Genomic DNA, 17,767 nt, shown 5'->3' with positions numbered 1-17,767 from the left:
AACAACCCATCGCACATTGTTAAGCACCTGGGTGAAGCTGTCCTAGTCGACCCACCGTCCCTGCGGGCAAACCGTCAGCCGAATACAAGCTCCGGCAGAACCGCTTCCCAGACATCTCGGTGAAGGTGCACCCGGAACTCTTCCAGATTATCGGACTTGCGCCAGCGCACGAAGGCGCCGGCCTCGCCGCGCAGGAAGCTGAGGCCTTCGGGAGGCGACCAGCTTCTGGCCATGCGTCCGAGGGCCTGTCCTTGTTTGTCCTGTATCATCCAGAGCGAGCCATCGCGCACGATCTGAATCGGATCTCCTACTTTCGCCGCCGAGATGGCGGCGAGGGAGGGATCGCCCGGCCTGAGACGCCCGGCCCATGACAGGTCCACGGTCTTAAGGTTCGGCACCTGGTACAGCGCGGTCGGAAGAGCGACGCCGTCGGCGACAGCCGGCGCGGCTCGGCGCAGCACATGCTCTTTGTCCTGCTGGACGAACGGATGCTGACCTTGAGCAATGATCGCGAGGCTGCGTCGCGCCCGGGTCATGGCGACATAAAACAGGCGGCGCGGCGCATCAGGGTCCTCGCCTTGGGAAGGCTTGTCCCAACCGCCATTCAGGATGACGACATCCTCGAATTCCAGGCCTTTCGATCGATGCGCCGTCAGCAGCAGCAGCGCGCGCTGATCGCTGCGGGCATCATTGGCCCACTCAGCGAACCACTCGACAAGGTCCGGCACGGGCATGGTCTTGTTCGCAAGCTCCTTTGCAAGCGCCGCGATGCCTTCGGCGATCAGATCCGTCCAGCGGTTGGACGGTATCGCGTTCAGCATATCCACCAGATCACGGACGGCCAGCAGACGCGTATTATCGCGGCGCAGTGTGTCGATGAACTGCTGCATCTCGCGCAGGCGCCAGATGCTGGGCAGGCTCTCGTTTGCCATCTCCACTGGGATGCCAAGCGTCTCGGCATAGGCCCGCACCGAAGCCAGCCGCCGCCAGTCGCGCGCGATGATCGCGGCGCGCGACCAGCTCCACTCCGGATCAAGGCGCGAAAGCCGGACGAGTTCATCCATCGCGGCCATGGCCTGCGCCACGTCACCGGCCCGGCAGTCCAGCACATGCACTCGCCCTTGCACAACCGGATCGAGCGCCGCCATGTCTCCGCCGGGCGGCGCTACGCTGCGCTTGCGATCTATGGCAATGTCGTGTCCCGCTTTCATGCGGTCAGCGGCGGGCGCAATGACTGCGTTGGCCGCCGCAATGATATGTCCGGTCGAACGGTAATTCTCGACCAGGAATTGCGGTCGTGCACGATAGTCGGCCTCGAACTGCCGGATGAAGCGGATGGACGCACCGGCGAAGGCGTAGATGTTCTGATCGTCATCGCCCACCGCAAAAAGGCTGAGCCGAAGCTCCGGATCGTCCAGGGAGCGGCCCGCAACGGCGGAGATCAGCGCGTATTCCTCAGGGCCGATGTCCTGATACTCGTCCACCAGAATCCAGCGATAACCCTGGATCAGGGCGTCGCGTCGTGCCTCCGCCTCGGGCTTGCTGAGCCCTTCGCCGTTCAACTGGCGCACGGCCTCCATGACGATCCCGTCGAAGTCGTGCGTCGTCTCGTTCGCACTTCCGGCAAAGCTCGCCCCCACCAGCCGCATGGCGAGGGCGTGGCATGTGGATATGGTCACCGCATTCGCGTCATCGCCGATCAGGTGGCGGAGCCGGATGCGTATCTCGGCGGCGGCATGACGGTTGTAAGTCAGCACGAGGATGCCGCGCGGATCCTCGCGACGGACCCGGATGAGATAGGCGATGCGGTGCACCAGAACGCGCGTCTTACCCGAACCCGGTCCTGCCAGGACCAGGACGCTGGTCTGTTCGCGGTCGTCGGCGACGATCTCTTGCTGAAATGGGTTCTTCAGTGCCTCAACGATCGCTTTCCAGGAGGTGCCGGTGGTTTGACGCCGGATCTCGCCGCCTTTGCCGGGCATCCAGCGGCGCAGGAAGGCGTCGCGCTCGAGCACGAAGTAGTCCTCGGACAGCCGCAGCGCCTGATCCATCGCGGCAAGGCCCTTTTCGGCATAGGCCGCCATCACATGGGTCTGGATCGTCTGCTCGGCGTAGTGTTCCTCGAGGGGTACAAAATCCTTCGCGGTGAACTGGCCGCCCGAAGGGTTCAGATGGACCGTCATTGCCGGCCGAAAGATCGTCAGCCCCTTGCCTAGCGTCACCACCTCCTGCTCGTGCAGCCACAGAAGTGCGCGGTCCATCAGCTTGGTTATGTCCTGAATGCCGCCGCTACGCAGCAGGGCGTCTCCGGTCAGGGTGGCGAGCAGATCGCCCATTGTGGTTTCGACCTGGATGTCCTTGCCGCGGCTGCCATTCGGCAACTTGCCCAAAAGATGCCCCAGCAACCGTTCGGCGCCCTGCTGCCGCAGGCTTGCCGTCTGTTCCAGTGCCTGCCAGGTCCGTTGCAACGTCACCATCAATGTGTTGCGCGAAGCCTTGCGCAGCCGCAGATTGCCCTTGCCACCATCCTGATCGCGCCCGTCACGGCCCATGCTGCGCAGCAGCTTTTCCACGATGTCTGGTCGCACTGCGCTGTGCCCCTGATTGCGGAGCGCCTGAGAGGTTTCGGCCAGATGCAGGGGAGTGCCTCCGGCACCTTCGGCATCGGGGGCGGCCTCGCGCATCAGGGTGATCAGCGCGGTTTCAAGCCGTGCGGCCTGCGCCAGCCGCTGCTGCGAATGCCCCTCGACGGCGACATGGACAAAGACTGTGACCGTCACGTCATTGCGGGCGACCCCGAGCGCCTCGAGATCGGCCATTGCCTTGATCAGCATACCGCCTGTCAATCCGCTGACCCCGGCCAGCTCATCGGTGGAAATGCCATGATCGGGAGGCGCGTTCATCAGGTGGCGGGTAATGTCCAGAAGCTGCCTGCGACGGGTGCCGGTGATCGCGCCCTTGGCCAGGATCGCCTCGACTTCTTCCAGGTTGCGGATTCTAAGGGATGAGGGAAAGACCTGAACTCGGTTTTCGTCGCGGCGTGGCCTCTTCCAGCCAGGACACCGCGGTTTTCACCCTCGTGTCGTCGGTGGCGCTGTCGCGCTCGAACTCCTGATCGCGTTCGGCTCGCACAACTTCGCCCGGGGTGGCGACCACGGTGCCGGTCTTCTTCGTCCGGTCGTCCAGCCGCCGCAGGGCCTTGAGGATGGCACCGATTTCGTGCCGAGCCAGGCGCGAGCGCGCCGAAAGCGAGAACTGGCGCTCGACATCCTCGACGGCGAACAGCAGGACGCAATTGGCATGCGCGCGATCGCGGCCCGCTCGGCCGGCTTCCTGCAGGTAATTCTCCAATGACCCGGGAATATCGCCATGCACCACCAGCCGGATATCGGGCTTGTCGATCCCCATGCCGAAAGCGTTGGTCGCGGCGATAATGCGCAGTTCGCCGATGCGGAAGCGTTCCTGAATGTCGCGCTTTTCCTCGGGCGTCAGACCGGCGTGGAACCGTTCCGCCAACAGACCCTGCTGTTTGAGGAAATCGGCGACGCGTTGCGTCTCGCTGCGGGTGGCACAGTAGACCACCGCACCCGAAGCGCCGTCCTGTGGCAGCTTGGCCTCGATCACGTCGAGGATATCGGCCAGCTTGGTGCCGGGCTGCGTCGGCCGGACCTCGAAGCTGAGATTGGTGCGCACCGCGCCGCCGTCCAGCAGCATCAGTTCGCGCTCTAAACGTGATTGGAAATGGTCGCGGATGTCGCGCACCACTTCGGGCTTGGCGGTGGCGGTCAGACAAAGCACCGGGGCAGCAGCTTCATGCCCTACGGATTCCTTGATGAAGCGGCTGATATAGCGGTAGTCGGGCCGAAAATCGTGGCCCCATTTCGACACGCAATGCGCCTCGTCCAGCACCCAGAGTCCGATTTCACGCTGTGCCAGAACCGAGCGGACCGAGTTGCTGCGCAATTGCTCGGGCGAGATCAGCAGCATTGCCGCCTCGCCCATACGCACACGGTCCAGCGCATCCTGCCGCTCGGGCATCGACAGCATTCCGTTGACGGTTACGGCCGAGGAAATGCCCGCCCGCGCCATGCCCTGCACCTGATCGGCCATCAGCGCGACCAGCGGAGAGATCACTACTGTCAGCGCCCCAGTCTTGTCGAATTTCGACAGGGCGGGGATCTGGTAGCAGACCGATTTGCCGGTGCCGGTCGGCAGAATCCCGAGGACGCTCGCCCCGCGCATCGCCTCATCGACGATTCGCTCCTGCAGCGGGCGGCCCATATCGTCCACCGGCTGCGCGCGGAAGGCATTGAACCCGAACCAGCGCGACAGCGCGCGGACCGGGTCGTTTTTGTCGCTGCACCAGGCGCAATCCGGGCTATCGCAATTGGTATCGCGCAGGTGCCGCACGATCAGTGCAGCCTCGCGGAATTGCGCCCGCACCCAGGGCGGCATGACGGAATCCCCGCCCGCGACCAGGATCCAGGACAAAGCATAGGCCATGGGCCATCCGAGCTGCGGGTTCGAAAGGCGGCTCAGTGTCTGCTCGACCCGCCTCTCGCAGGCACGCCCCGCCAGCAGCCGGGAAATCGCTTCTCTCGCCGCAAGAGAACCCGGCGCAGGAGCTCCCCTAACCTCCTGGAACACTGCGTCGAACCCACCTGGGTTTTCCATTCTCGTCGAAAGGAAATGAAAGGCTGCTACGGCATCGGGCTGGTCGGCATTCTGCTGCGTCAAAGCCGCCAGTTGATTGCGCAGCACCTGAAACACCAGTCGCGCATCCATTTCCGGATCGTTGACATGGCCCGCTTGCAGGCGCCCGTCATGGTAATGCTTGACCAGGTAGTGGTAGGGATTGCGCGGAAATGCGAGCGGATTTAGCCATAGGGTGTCGATCGGCGATCGAAAAATATTCGCGAGTGCAGGCCGCAATGCGACCAGATGAGGCAAGTCATGTCGAATGATGTTGTGGCCGAGCAGATGCTCGGCCGCGGCTGACTCTGCTTCCAGACGGTCAAGGGCCGCATCGAGATCGCGTTTCTTTGCGAGGATTGAGGGACGAGCGTCATCACGCACCGCCGCAAAAGCGAAGATGGTAGCGGTTGCAGGATCCACTTCCAGATCGACCGAAACGCAACGCTGCAAAAAGGGTTGGAAAGGCTCAGTCATATTGCAACGCTGTACTCACGGGATGAAACGGTTAGCGATCATGGTCGCGCTCGACGAAAGGTCAACGTTCAACTTGAGCCACAAAAACGTTGCCCGACAGCCACCTATCCAGCTCAGTTCAATAACGCGACCCGTAACTGCGCAGGTTATCGACTAATCCTGATGTGCTTCACAGGGGGTAATGTGCGCAGCGGCAACCATCCGAGAAGCAATATCTACCAAATGCCGCAATCTGGGGGCTATAGCACACGGTGCTTTGATGCCTAGAGGTGCCGCGAAGGTTGAGGAGGCTGAAGGTTTCGATTTGAAATTGCTCGCTGCGACTGATGAGAAAGTCGCGCCAACTCGCTGCCCGAGGATCCAGTGCCAGCCCAAGCGCGCCATAGTTCCGACAATGGCAGCTTTTGGGCAACGACGGCAGAGCGACTACTGACCGAGTTGAGGCACATTGCCGCCGGCAGCCTTGGGGCCGTGAGCGGACTGGCAGCTTGGAGGCTTGGATTTTAAGAAGCGGACCCTCAGGCTCGCCGCTGGCATCGACGTGATCCGACCCTGCGTCGCCCTTCATCAGCGCATTTCCTGCCCGATAGTCGACATTCGCGGCAACCGGCACTGATTACCTTCAAGCGGACGCTGGCGGTCGACTCATTTCGGACCAAGATAGCCGCTGTGTTCTTCTCGCAGATTACGCTGCCCATCTGACGGCGAATGCATTAGCATCTGGCGTTCAGATTGAACTGCCTTGAACAGCGGGGAGCATTATCATCATCGTCGGCAATATGTGCCAAGCACTTCGCGTTGTCGGTTCGAGTTGATTCATGTCTTCTTCCGGCGTGACTAGCTCATCCCGACCCGGTCGCTGGGGCTTGGCTGTAAAGCTGTTTACAACCCTCGTCTTGCTTGGCGCTACCGCAGTGATGGTGACCGGGGTGCTCGGTTACTTCCGCGCCCGCGATGCCCTCGAAAAAGCAGTCTTCGACCAGCTTACGGCCGCGCGCCAGATCAAGGCGCGCCAAGTCGAAACCTACTTCCGCACGATCCATGGCGAGTTACGGCTTCTTGCCACGTCAAAGATGGTCGTAGAGGCAACGCGCGAGTTCCGGATCGCGATAGACAAGCTCGATCGGGCTGGCGCGCCGCCTGAACTGCGCCAGAAGGTCGGCGATTGGTACGCCGAGAACTTTATCCCCGAAATGACGCGAATTCTGGGGAGGGAACCGGCCCTGTCAGATTATCTGCCGGTCGGCGGCGCGCCCTACTATCTGCAGTATCACTACATCGCGGCAAATCCGAATCCGGGGGAGCGCCGCAAGCTTCTCGACGACGCCAACGACGGCAGCGAATACACCAAGCTGCACGCCATTTATCATCCCCTGATGCGGGCCGCAGCTACAACGGTTGGTTTCTTCGACTTCATGATGGCCGACCCGAAGTCGGGTCGCCTGATCTACACTGTCCAGAAGGAAGTCGACTTCACCACGTCCCTCCAATTCGGCCCCTACCGTCGCTCCAACGTAGCCGCCGCCGTCGCCCGCTGCGCGGAGACCGCCGATCGATCGGCCGTCTGTCTCGAGGATTTCGCTCCTTATGCGCCATCGGGCGGCGCACCTATCGCCTTCATGGGAGCACCGGTGATCGACGAGGGGGTCGTCATCGGCGTGCTTGTCGCACAATTGTCGAACGAGGAGATCGACAACGTCGTCACCGGCGGTCGCCGCTGGCGGCAGGAAGGGTTCGGCGACACGGGTGAGGCCTATCTCGTAGGACCCGATCATCTGGTTCGCTCCGGCCCGCGGGCATTCTACGAGAATCAGGAGGGCTACTTCGCCGAACTCAAGTCCGTCGGCACATCGGACGAGGAGATCGCTGCCATTCAGCGTTACGGAACGCCGGTGCTGCATCAGCGCGTCGACACCAAGGCGACCCGGGCTGCACTCGCCGGTGTCGAGGGCACCGGCGAGATTATCGGATATCGGGGTGTGCCGACGCTCGCCTCTTGGGGACCGCTCGAGATCCCCGGCGTCAAGTGGAGCCTGGTCGCCAAGATCGACACCGCAGAGGCCTTCGCGCCGATCGCCCGGCTCCGCCAGGATCTGCTGATCGTCGGGGGGCTGGCGCTGCTGGCGGTGGCCGCCACCGCCGCGTGGCTTTCGCGTGCGCTGCTCGGACCGCTGCGCGAGCTCACCGCCGGCGTGAGACGCTTCGCTGCCGGCGACTACGGGGCCAGCGTGCCAGTTCGCACGCGTGACGAGATCGGCCAGCTCTGCTTGGCCTTCAACGGCATGGTCGCGGATCTCAGCCAGAAGAATGTCGTGATCGAGAACAAGAACCGGGAGAACGAGGAGCTGTTGCTGAACGTCCTGCCGGCGCCGATCGCCAACCGGCTGCGCGGTGGCGAACATAGTATTGCCGACGGCTTCGCTGAAGTAACGGTCGCCTTCGCGGACCTGGTCGGCTTCACGGCGCTGACAGCGGAGATGCCGCCGCAAGAAGTGGTGACGTTTCTCAACGGGCTATTCACGCGTTTCGATGTCGCCGCCAATGATCTCGGCATCGAGAAGATCAAGACGGTGGGCGACGCCTACATGGCGGTGTGTGGCCTGCCCGTGCCGGTGGCCAACCACGCCGAGCGCATGGTCCGCATGGCCATCCGCATGGTCCATATTACCCGCGAGCACGCTATGGAGCACAACGTCTCGATGAAGCTCAGGGTTGGCGTCAATAGTGGGCCGGTGGTGGCCGGCGTCATCGGCAAGAGCAAGTACATCTATGACCTGTGGGGCGATACGGTGAACCTCGCGAGCCGAATGGAATCAGGCAGCGTCCCCGACGCGGTCCAGGTGACGCGCGCGGTCTACGAGCAACTCAAGGACCAGTTCGTTTTCGAGCCGCGCGGCGCTATAGAAGTCAAGGGCAAAGGGAAAGTAGAAGCTTGGCTCTTGAGGTTGTAGAGTCGTTGTCCGTTTATGGGCGTACGTGGTCGGTTGGGGTCGCTCAGACTTCGGATGGTCGGATGAGGCTCGGGAAGGTCCGGTCGGGTGAAAAGCTGCGGTTCGTCCCGTCCATAATGGCAGACGCATCCAGCGATAGCTGAGTGGTTACTACGTCCCAACTGTTGTAACGGTTCGATTTCGGCGACGTGAATGTCCTCTGCGAAGAAGTGTCCGGAATGTCCGCCTCTGGTGCGACCGCGACCTCCCGCGCGGTCGCCGGTAACGTCCGCTTTAAGGCAGTGGCCGAGCTAGCTTCAATGGCCGATATCAGGCGCAAAGCGGACGGGTTCCACGATTGGCCTGTGCGCAGTTAATCGACCACACCACTCAAGGTATCAGCACGACCTTGCCGGTCGACCGGCGCTCCTCCAGCGAGCGGTGCGCTTCGTTGGCCTGGTCGAGCGGGTAGCGGCCGCCTTGTGTCACGGCAACCTGGCCGCTGGCGGCCAGGTGGAAAAGCTCCGACAGGCTGGCCCTGAGGCCATCGGCAGAGAGCAGCGGAAGCAGGGCAAAACCTCGCAGGGACTGGTTCCGGGTGATCATCGCTTCCAGTTCCGAGGCGCCGATCGCGTATTTGCCCAGCGCTGCAAAAACCAGCTCTCCGCCAGGCGCGAGAGCCTGCAGCGATGCCGCCGTCATCGAGCCGCCGACAATGTCGTAGATGATATCAACGCCGGCGCCGCCTGCCGCTTCCCGTACACGCATGGGCCAATCCGACATGCCGTAGTCGACCGCAGCATCGGCTCCAAGCGACAGGGCAAGATCGAGCTTGGCCCTGCTGCCGGCGACCGCGATCACGAGGCTGGCTCTTTGGCGCTTGGCGAGTTGGACCAGCAGGGACCCGACACCGCCTGCAGCTGCAGTGACCACCACGGACTTGCCGGCGGGCGGGCTTTGCCGCAGCAGATGAAAAGCCGTCAGCCCCTGAACCATCAAGGCCGTCGCGTCTTCAAACGAGAGCGCGTCGGGCAAAGGCACGGCCAGCTTTGCGTCGATCGTCACATAGTCGGCATAGCCGCCAAACGGGCGCTTCGAAGCGAACAGCGGCGCCGCGACGCGTGTCCCTGCCAGCGAGGTGTCCGCGCCTTGACCAAGCGCCTCCACTGTGCCGGCAGTCTCGACGCCGAGAACCATCGGCAATTGCGGCGTCACCGCGTAGCGATCCCCGCGCATCAGCACTTCGAAGAAATTCACGCCGGCCGCATGAACGCGGATCAGCACCTCGCCTGCTTGCGGCAGCGGCTTCGGCATCTCGACGATCTCCAGGACGTCGGGACCGCCGAAACGGTTCAGTTGAATGGCTCTCATGGCATGCACCCGTCGCTATGGCATCGGCTGCTGTTTCACACTATCTGCCTGATCGCGACTACACACTCATTTGTCCCCTGCTGACCAAGAGGTGACCATGGCGATGCCGACCAAAATGGGGCCGACCAAAAGGCTGCCAACCAAAAGACTGCCGCTGCTGCCGGCGGAACGCGCGCTGAAAGTGATCTCGGGCCGATGGAAGGCTGTCATTCTCTACCATCTCTTCGACGGCCCCCGGCGGCTGTCGGTGCTGAAGACGCTGGTGCCTGATATCACGCAGAAAGTGCTGATCCAGCAGCTTCGCGAAATGGAAGAACACGGCCTTATCAGACGCGAGATCTTTGCCGAGATTCCCTCGCGCGTCGAATATTCGGCGACGCGCCTCGGTCTCAGTCTCGAGCCTATCCTTCTGGCGCTCTGTGAATGGGGCCAGCATCATGCGGATGAGCTGAACGAGTTGGACCGCCTTGCCGACTGCATCATCAGGCCTCGGCAGGCGCGCCAGCCAGCCATCGCCTGAATAAAAAAGGGGCGACGCAAGCGCCGCCCCGGAATCCTTGGGAGGATTGTTCCGGTCTGCGGTTCAGGCCGCCTTGACTTCCTCGGCCACCACGTCGGCCTGACGCGCCGCCTTCAGCACTTTGGCCCACCATGCAACGTCGTTGACCAGTGCAGTCGCCGCCTGGTTCAGGTGCTCGAGCTCCTCGAGCTTCTTTTCACCTTGCCGGACGGCAAGGAAATCGCCCCAGGCAATATGGACGGCGGACTTGACCGGCGCCATCTGCAGCTCGACCGCATGCAGCCTGAGCTGCTCGACGGCACGCGCGCCACCGACGCTGCCATAGCCGACGAAGCCGGCCGGCTTCTTGTTCCATTCATTGGCGGCGTAGTCGATCGCGTTCTTCAGCACGGCGGTCGGGCCATGGTTGTATTCGGCGGCGGTGAAGATGAAGCCATCGAACTCGGCGACCTTCTTCTGCCAGCGCTGCGCCACCTCATTTTGCGACGGCGCCCAGGCGGACGATGCGACCTCGTCGAAAAACGGCAGCGGGAAGTCGCGCAGATCGACCACTTCGACGTCGATGTCGGCATGCGACCTGGCGATCTTGGCGATCCACTGGGTCGGAACGTCGGCAAATCGTGCGGCGCGGGTCGAACCGACGATAATGGCGATTTTGGGTTTGGACATAGAGGGGCTCTCCTTGCGGGAAACACTGGTATCGTTTGGATACCTGAGCTATATGAGATACTGCCAGCGCGACGCGCAAGGAGGCACCTTTTTGTTACCAAGGCACCCGCACCGCACCGAGGACTGCCGCGCCATCTCGGAAATCCTGCAGCGCGTCGGCGACAAATGGACCGTACTCGTCGTCGGCAAGCTCGGTGACGGGCCGCTGCGCTTCAACGAATTGCGCAGCGCCGTCGGCGGCATCTCGCAGAAGATGCTGACCACCACATTGCGCGGGCTGGAGCGCGACGGCTTCGTCACCCGCACCGTGTTCCCGACCATTCCGCCGCGCGTCGACTACGAACTGACCGACCTTGGTTACGAGCTTCTTGTGCCGGTCGGTGCGCTCGGCGAATGGGCGCGCAAGAACACCGAGCGGGTCAAAGCCGCGCGGGCGAGGTTCGATGGGATTTATGCCTGAAACTCTTGCGCTGCAAGGGTTTTGCGCACGGCGCGTAGCGTAGACGAATTCTACGGCTGCATCTGCATTCCGGCCCGCAGACGGCTTTCGATCCGCTTCGATTTCGGGCCCGATTGACCACCTTGCCGTCGATGGCGCAGGCCGCCCCTTTGCTGCAATTGCTCACGCTCAGCGCGCCGTTGCAACGCAGATTCCGCTCTTGGTCACTTGCCGCTTGAGGGTGCGGTTTTCGGAGCCGCAACTGGCTGCGGCCTCGTCTCGTTGACCCCGGTTTAGGCGGTCGCGGCCATCAGGCAGAACCAGGCTGCAAGCGCGCCTGCCAACGCTCCGTTCAGCAATCGTTGACGCATTGTCTTTTCCCCATTGCCGTACATAGTCACGAAAATGCGCGAACGCGAATATGAAAAGCATCACACAGCTTCCTGCGAGAGGCTGGCAGCGGCGTTGCCGATTAAGCTGACTGCATCCAGCCGATCAGCTTTCCGCCGGAACGGCCTTCGGCTTGCCTTCGCCGTCCAGCGCCACCATGACAAAATCGGCATGAGTGACCTTCTCCATCAGGTCGGAGAGGTAGCGCTGCGCCCATGCCTCGACCTTGAGCGTCATCGAGGTGCGGCCGACGCGCTCGACATGCGTATAGATGCACAGCGTGTCCCCGATCTTCATCGCTTTGGCGAACGACATTTCCTTCACCGCCGCCGTCACCACGCGGCCCTTGGCGCGCTCGGCGGCGCGGATGCCACAGGCAAGGTCCATCTGTGCCATCACCCAGCCGCCAAAAATGTCGCCCGCTGCATTGGCGTCCGAAGGCATGGCCAGCGTCCTGAGCGTCAGATCGCCAATCGGCCGGCCGTCCGCGTAATGCACCATGCGCCAAATCCCCTCGATATCGATCTTCTCCCGATCCCGTATCGGGATGGCACCGATGCGTCAACGCGCACAGCCAGGTGCTAAACTGCGCACGGTGAGTTGAGAAAGGCAGCTGACATGAAACTTACCTCTCGCCCTCTGACGCCAGATCTATGGGCCGCGCTCGAGGACCTGTTCAGGGAGAGCGCCGTCTGCAGTCGCTGTTGGTGTATGTACGGGCGGATCGGCAGTTCTTATCGAAAGCGACCAGGCGAGGAAAACAAGGCTGCGTTCCGGCAAGCCGTCGAGCATGGTCCGCCTCCAGGCGTACTTGCTTTCGACGGCGGTACTGCTGTCGGCTGGTGCCAGGTGACGCCCCGAAATGCCGTGCCCTGGCTCGATCGGCTGTGGCAGTTGAAGCGAGTGGATGACGCGCCGGTCTGGTCCTTGTCCTGCCTCTACGTGCGAAAAAAATACCGCCGGCAAGGCATCACATCTCACCTGATCGCAGCGGCGCTGGAAGCTGCAAGGCGCGCAAACGCCCCCGCGCTTGAAGCCTATCCTTTTGATGCCGACGTTTCGCCGAGCGCTTCCGGCAGTGGATACGCCTCCACCTTCGCTCGCGCCGGGTTCAGGGTCGTCGCTCGCAGGGTGCCAGCCCGCCCGATCATGCGTTATGATTTCAAGCAAAATTCTGATGATGGCGTATGATGCTTGGACCGCTTGCCCACGAGGCAGGGGCCGCTTCGGGCAGGACACCGAATGCAAACGAAGTGCCGGTCGCTTTTTTCACAGGCGATGCCGCAAGCTCCGCGGATCGCGGCGGCTTGCGGCGTCTAGGTTGAGCGAGAATTCGGAGCCGACCGCAGCCACCATGCAGACCTATGATTTTATCATCGTCGGCTCCGGCTCGGCCGGTTCGGTTCTGGCCGAAAGACTGTCGGCTTCCGGCCGCTTCTCGGTGTTGGTGATCGAAGCCGGCGGCACCGACCGGCGTTTCTACGTGCAGATGCCGCTCGGCTACGGCAAGACCTTCTTCGACCCGGCGGTCAACTGGAACTACAAGACCGAGCCGGACCCGGGGCTCGCCGGCAATGTCGACCACTGGCCGCGCGGCAAGCTGCTCGGCGGCTCGAGTTCGATCAACGCCATGGTCTGGATCCGCGGCGCGCGCGAGGATTTCGACGCTTGGGCAGCGGCCGGCAACCCCGGCTGGGGCTTCGATGACCTGCTGCCCGTCTTCAAGGCGCTCGAGGACAATCAGGCCGGCGCCGACCAGTGGCGCGGCGTTGGCGGCCCGTTGCATATCACCGACTGCTCGACCTCAGTCCATCCGCTCACCAAGCGCTATCTGGCGGCCGCCAACCAGGCCGGCCTGCGGTTCAATCCGGATTTCAACGGCGCCTCCCAGGAAGGCGCCGGCATCTATCAGATCACCACCAAAAACGGCCGCCGCATGTCGGCTGCCCGCGCCTTCCTGCGGCCGGCGATGAAGAGAAACAATGTCCGCGTCGAGATCAATGCGCTGGCGACCAGGATCCTGTTCGAGGGCAAGCGCGCCGTTGGCATCGAGTACCTGCAGGACGGTGAGACGAAAACCGCCCGCGCCGGCCGCGAGGTCATCCTGTCGGGCGGCTCGATCAACTCGCCTCAATTGCTTCAGCTTTCCGGGGTCGGCCCGTCGGCGCTTCTTGGCGCGCTCGGCATTCCCGTCGTCCACGCCAAAGAGAATGTCGGGGCGAACCTGCAGGACCATGTCGGCATCAACTACACCTTCAAGGGTCGGCTGCCGACGCTCAACCAGATTCTACGCCCGTGGTGGGGCAAGCTCATGGTCGGCATGCAATATGTCCTCTTGCGCTCCGGCCCGCTGTCGCTGTCGATGAACAATGCCGGCGGCTTTTTCCGCACCGACCCGGCTCTTTCACGGCCCAACATGCAGCTTTATTTCCAGGCGTTCTCGACCGTCATCCCGAAGAGCGGAGAACGCCCGATCCTGACCCCAGATCCTTGGCCGGGCTTTTCCATCGGCCTGTCCAACTGCCGTCCATCGAGCCGTGGCGAGATCATGATCCGCTCCGCCAATCCGCGCGATTATCCGAAGATCGTCGCCAATGCCTTTTCGACCGAGGCTGATATCGCCGAAATGCTGGCGGCGGTGAAGTTCATCCGGAAGATCGCCGCCATGCCGGCGATGGCCGAGATCATCGAGGAAGAGGTTTTGCCGGGCCCATCAATCACCTCGGACACGGATCTCATTCAGGATTTCAGGAAACGTTCGGGCACCGTCTACCACCCGGTCTCGACATGTCGCATGGGACCGGACGCTGCGCGCGCCGTTGTCGACCCGCGCCTGACAGTTCACGGCCTCGCCGGCTTGCGCGTCATCGACGCCTCGATCTTTCCCGACAACATCACCGGCAACACCAACGCCGCCTCGATCATGACCGGATGGAAGGGCGCCGAACTGGTTCTGGAGGATCAAAAATGAAAATCACCGAGGTGAAGACCTGGGTTGTCGGCAATCCGCCGCCCGGCATCGGCGGCAAGTATTTCATCTTCGTCAAGCTCGCCACCGACGGCGGCGTGGTCGGCTATGGCGAGGCCTACAACGCCACCTTCTCGGCTCATGTCACCGCGAAAATGGTCGAGGACATGGCCGAACGCTATCTCGTCGGCCGCGATCCGCACGACATCGAGAACTTCTTCCGCCGCGCCTATTCGTCCGGCTTCACCCAGCGCCCAGACGTTTCCGGCATGGGCTGTTTCTCGGCGCTCGAAATGGCATGCTGGGACATTATCGGCAAGGAGGCCGACAAGCCGGTCTACAAGCTGCTCGGCGGGCAGGTGCACGAAACGCTGCGTTCCTATACCTACCTCTATCCGCACAGCGGCAGCGTCCACTCGGAGGATGCGCGCGGCAAGAACGTCTACAACGATCCCGATCTGGCGGCCGAATGCGCGCTCGAATATGTCGAGCAGGGTTTTAATGCCGTCAAGCTCGATCCGGCCGGCCCCTACACCGCCTTTGACGGTCACCAGCCGCGTCTCGTCGACATCGATCTCTCCGCCCGCATGATCAAGGCGATACGCGAGGCGGTCGGCACAAGGGCCGACATCCTGTTCGGCACGCATGGCCAGTTCACCGCATCGGGCGCGCTGCGCATGGCCCGCGCCATCGAACCTTACGACCCGCTGTGGTTCGAGGAACCGGTGCCGCCCGACATGCCGGAAGTGATGGCACAGGTGGCGCGCGGCACGCCGATCCCGATCGCCACCGGCGAACGGCTGACGACCAAGTTCGAATTCGCCCGTGTTATCGAGAACCGCGCGGCGACCATTTTGCAACCTGACCTCGGCCGCTCCGGCGGCATTCTCGAAACCAAGAAGATCGCCGCCATGGCCGAGGCCTATCACATCCAGATCGCACCGCACTGCTATTGCGGGCCGATCGTCGGTGCGGCCAACATCCAGCTAGCCGTGACCTTGCCCAACTTCCTCATCCTGGAATCGCTGAAGCAGTGGGACGGTTTTCACGAAAAGCTGCTGAAGAAGAAGATCGAGTGGCAGGACGGCAACGTCATTCCGTCGAAGGAACCGGGCCTTGGTGTCGAGCTCGACGAAGCCGTCTGCGAGGCGCATCCCTGGACCGGTACGGACCTGCATCTGCAGATGATGCAGACGCCGTTGATGCCGTGAGCGCGCGCGAGCGGTACGCCTTCATCGGCCTTGGCCATCTCGGCGCTCATCTCGTCGCCAGCCTGATCCGCAATGGTTTCACCATCACCGTCTTCGACCGCGATCCCGCGGCTGTCGAGCGCCTTTTGACGCTCGGCGCGACCGCCGCAAAGAGCCCAGCCGAGGCGGCCGCCCTGGCCGGCAACGCCATCACATGCCTGCCGTCGCCTGATATCAGCGAGGCGGTGTTGGCCGGTCCCGGCGGATTGCTCGAAGGCCTGCCCAAGGGCGGAAGCTGGATCGAGATGTCGACCAATGGCCAAGACGAGATTGTGCGCCTTGCATTCCTGGCTTCGGCAAGCGGCGTCGAGACGCTCGAATGTCCAGTTACTGGCGGCGTGCATCTGGCGGCCGTCGGCAAGATCACTGCACTGGTCGGCGGCGATCCGGCACTCTATAAGCGCCACCGTCCGGCCATCGACGCGATGTGCGCAAGGTCTTTCCTGATGGGGCCGATCGGTTCGGCGGCGGTGATCAAGGTCATCACCAACATGCTGGCCTTCATCCATCTCGTCGCCGCCGGCGAAGCGCTCATGCTGGCCAGGAAGGGCGGGCTGGATCTTGCCCAGTCCTACCACGCCATATCAGCCTCGTCCGGCAACAGCTTCGTCCACGAGACCGAGAGTCAGCTGGTGCTGAACGGCTCCTACGATATCGGTTTCACCATGGACCTCGCATTGAAGGACCTGGGCTTCGCACTGGACATGGCCGAGAAATTCGGCGTGCCGCTCGAGCTTGCCTCGCGCGTCAACGCCATATTCGAACAAGGCAAGAACACCTATGGCGGCAGCGCCTGGTCGACCATGATCGTCAAGCTTCTGGAAGATGCGGTCGGGACCGACCTTCGTGCGCCTGGTTTCCCCGCCAAAGTCGACGTCTGACATCAGGTAATTGTCACGCGATTTCAGTACATTGACTGGATCGCCGAAATCACGCCCGTAACGACCTGAATCAGTCTCTCAGCGCGTTGATTCAATACCTCAGCGTAAGCGCGCCCGGCAGGATCTCGAAGGTCGCCGGTATGCGCCCCGGCGATTCACCGTCTACGTCGACCAGCGCGCCGTTCTTCTGGACATCGCCCAACGGTTCGACAACCACTTTCTTGCCGCGCAAAATGGTGATCGCCGGATGGTTGCGATGCCGCCCGCCATAGAGCAGACGGATATCCCAGATCAGTTTCAACTTGCCCGCCGCCCGCAGGATGACGATGTCGAACTGCCCGTCGTCCAGTTCGGCATCCGGCGCGATCATCATGCCGCCGCCGAAGAACTTTCCGTTGGCCACCGCCACCAGCGCCACGCGCGCCTCGACCGGGACGCCGTCATCGACGGTGATCACAACGTCCTGGAACCGGTAGCGCATGAATTCCCACACGGTGCGCCAGTAGAACAGCGCCTTGGCCGACACCTTGCCCTTGCGCTTGTCGGCGTTGACCGCCCGGTCGGTAGCGCCCGAAAGACCGAGGCTGGCAATGTTGATGAAATGACGGCTGGCCAGCGCGCCATGGTCATCAACATAGGAGATGCGGCCCGCATCGACCCTGCGAGCCTTGGCCTCGGCGATGCGCTTCAGCGTCAAGTCGACCTCGTCCGAAAGACCGAGCCCGCGGGCGAAATCGATGCCGGCGCCGCAAGGCAGCAGGCCGAGCTCGGCCGTCCGGCCGCTTTCTGCAAACGCCTGCAGCAGCCCGTCGGCCACTTCGCTGGCGGTGCCGTCGCCGCCCGCCGCGATCACCAGGTCGAAGCCGCTGGCGGCAAGGACGAGCGCCAGCCGTTCGGCATCGCCGGTCGCCTGCGTTTCGCGCAGCTCGAAATCGCCGAAATATTTCCTGAGCGAAGCACTGACCTCAGGCCAATGCCGTTTGAGCCGGCCGCCACCGGCAATCGGATTGAGAACCACCCCGACCTTCAAGAACGCCCTCCCCAAAGGACGGCAACGACACTGCTGTCCTAAAATCCTTTGCCGGCATTGAAGCCCGCGCCGCTCCGTGGGGCAAGGGCCGAATGTTCGATCTTGCTGCTCGCCGCAGATGAGGGCGTGATCCGCCCCTGCATCTCGTCG

The 17,767-nt window shown here is 62.8% G+C and carries 12 protein-coding genes and 1 pseudogene; 8 read left to right on the top strand and 5 right to left on the bottom strand.

All coding sequences use genetic code 11. From position 1 onward, the window contains the following. Positions 1–74: 74 nt before the first annotated feature. Positions 75–4,647, bottom strand: a pseudogene (locus tag AC0L3I_RS17840) (RecQ family ATP-dependent DNA helicase). Positions 4,648–4,689: 42 nt separating this feature from the next. On the opposite strand from AC0L3I_RS17840, the gene AC0L3I_RS17835 reads away from it, so the two are divergent. Both AC0L3I_RS17835 and AC0L3I_RS17830 read left to right on the top strand, forming a co-directional pair. Then, a complete protein-coding gene (locus AC0L3I_RS17835; RefSeq protein ID WP_473527745.1) occupies positions 4,690–4,881 on the top strand; it encodes a hypothetical protein in 192 nt (63 codons plus the stop codon). Positions 4,882–6,035: 1,154 nt separating this feature from the next. Next, positions 6,036–8,120 carry an adenylate/guanylate cyclase domain-containing protein gene (locus AC0L3I_RS17830; RefSeq protein WP_473527744.1) on the top strand — a complete coding sequence of 695 codons (2,085 nt, stop codon included), beginning with the start codon at positions 6,036–6,038 and terminating at the stop codon, positions 8,118–8,120. Positions 8,121–8,489: 369 nt separating this feature from the next. Here the strand turns inward: AC0L3I_RS17830 and AC0L3I_RS17825 are convergent, their stop codons facing one another. Next, positions 8,490–9,470 (bottom strand): quinone oxidoreductase family protein, encoded by a 981-nt coding sequence (locus AC0L3I_RS17825; protein WP_473527743.1) that lies wholly within the window; start codon positions 9,468–9,470, stop codon positions 8,490–8,492. Positions 9,471–9,567: 97 nt separating this feature from the next. On the opposite strand from AC0L3I_RS17825, the gene AC0L3I_RS17820 reads away from it, so the two are divergent. After that, positions 9,568–9,990: a winged helix-turn-helix transcriptional regulator gene (locus AC0L3I_RS17820; protein ID WP_473527742.1), complete on the top strand. Its 423-nt coding sequence runs from the start codon at positions 9,568–9,570 to the stop codon at positions 9,988–9,990. A 63-nt stretch (positions 9,991–10,053) separates the two neighbouring features. Here AC0L3I_RS17820 and AC0L3I_RS17815 read toward each other — a convergent pair whose 3' ends face one another. Next, on the bottom strand, positions 10,054–10,659 hold the full coding sequence (locus tag AC0L3I_RS17815; protein ID WP_473527741.1) for an NADPH-dependent FMN reductase: 606 nt from the start codon (positions 10,657–10,659) through the stop codon (positions 10,054–10,056). A 91-nt stretch (positions 10,660–10,750) separates the two neighbouring features. Here AC0L3I_RS17815 and AC0L3I_RS17810 point away from each other — a divergent pair, with 91 nt between their 5' ends. Next, the gene (locus AC0L3I_RS17810; protein ID WP_292624045.1) at positions 10,751–11,119 is read left to right on the top strand and encodes a winged helix-turn-helix transcriptional regulator; all 369 of its coding nucleotides are present in this window, start codon (positions 10,751–10,753) and stop codon (positions 11,117–11,119) included. A gap of 474 nt (positions 11,120–11,593) precedes the next feature. Here the strand turns inward: AC0L3I_RS17810 and AC0L3I_RS17805 are convergent, their stop codons facing one another. Then, entirely contained in the window at positions 11,594–11,989 is a 396-nt protein-coding gene (locus AC0L3I_RS17805; RefSeq protein WP_027151084.1) for an acyl-CoA thioesterase, read from the bottom strand. A gap of 117 nt (positions 11,990–12,106) precedes the next feature. Here AC0L3I_RS17805 and AC0L3I_RS17800 point away from each other — a divergent pair, with 117 nt between their 5' ends. The 4 genes from AC0L3I_RS17800 (at position 12,107) to AC0L3I_RS17785 (ending at position 16,587) form a co-directional block, all read left to right on the top strand. Beyond that, a complete protein-coding gene (locus AC0L3I_RS17800; protein ID WP_473527740.1) occupies positions 12,107–12,679 on the top strand; it encodes a GNAT family N-acetyltransferase in 573 nt (190 codons plus the stop codon). A gap of 163 nt (positions 12,680–12,842) precedes the next feature. Then, complete coding sequence (locus AC0L3I_RS17795; protein ID WP_473527768.1) at positions 12,843–14,459, top strand: GMC family oxidoreductase; 1,617 nt, start codon at positions 12,843–12,845, stop codon at positions 14,457–14,459. Further along, positions 14,456–15,667 (top strand): mandelate racemase/muconate lactonizing enzyme family protein, encoded by a 1,212-nt coding sequence (locus tag AC0L3I_RS17790; protein WP_473527739.1) that lies wholly within the window; start codon positions 14,456–14,458, stop codon positions 15,665–15,667. The genes AC0L3I_RS17795 and AC0L3I_RS17790 overlap by 4 nt, the downstream gene beginning before the upstream one ends. Further along, entirely contained in the window at positions 15,664–16,587 is a 924-nt protein-coding gene (locus AC0L3I_RS17785) for an NAD(P)-dependent oxidoreductase (protein ID WP_473527738.1), read from the top strand. The genes AC0L3I_RS17790 and AC0L3I_RS17785 overlap by 4 nt, the downstream gene beginning before the upstream one ends. Positions 16,588–16,678: 91 nt before the next feature. On the opposite strand, the gene AC0L3I_RS17780 is transcribed toward AC0L3I_RS17785, so the two are convergent. Continuing rightward, a complete protein-coding gene (locus tag AC0L3I_RS17780; protein WP_473488722.1) occupies positions 16,679–17,617 on the bottom strand; it encodes a diacylglycerol/lipid kinase family protein in 939 nt (312 codons plus the stop codon). Positions 17,618–17,767: the final 150 nt, after the last annotated feature.

The sequence above is a fragment of the Mesorhizobium sp. WSM4840 genome (genome assembly GCF_055811755.1).
Note: the sequence above shows the minus strand (reverse complement) of the source record. Positions and strands in the feature narration are given on the sequence as shown.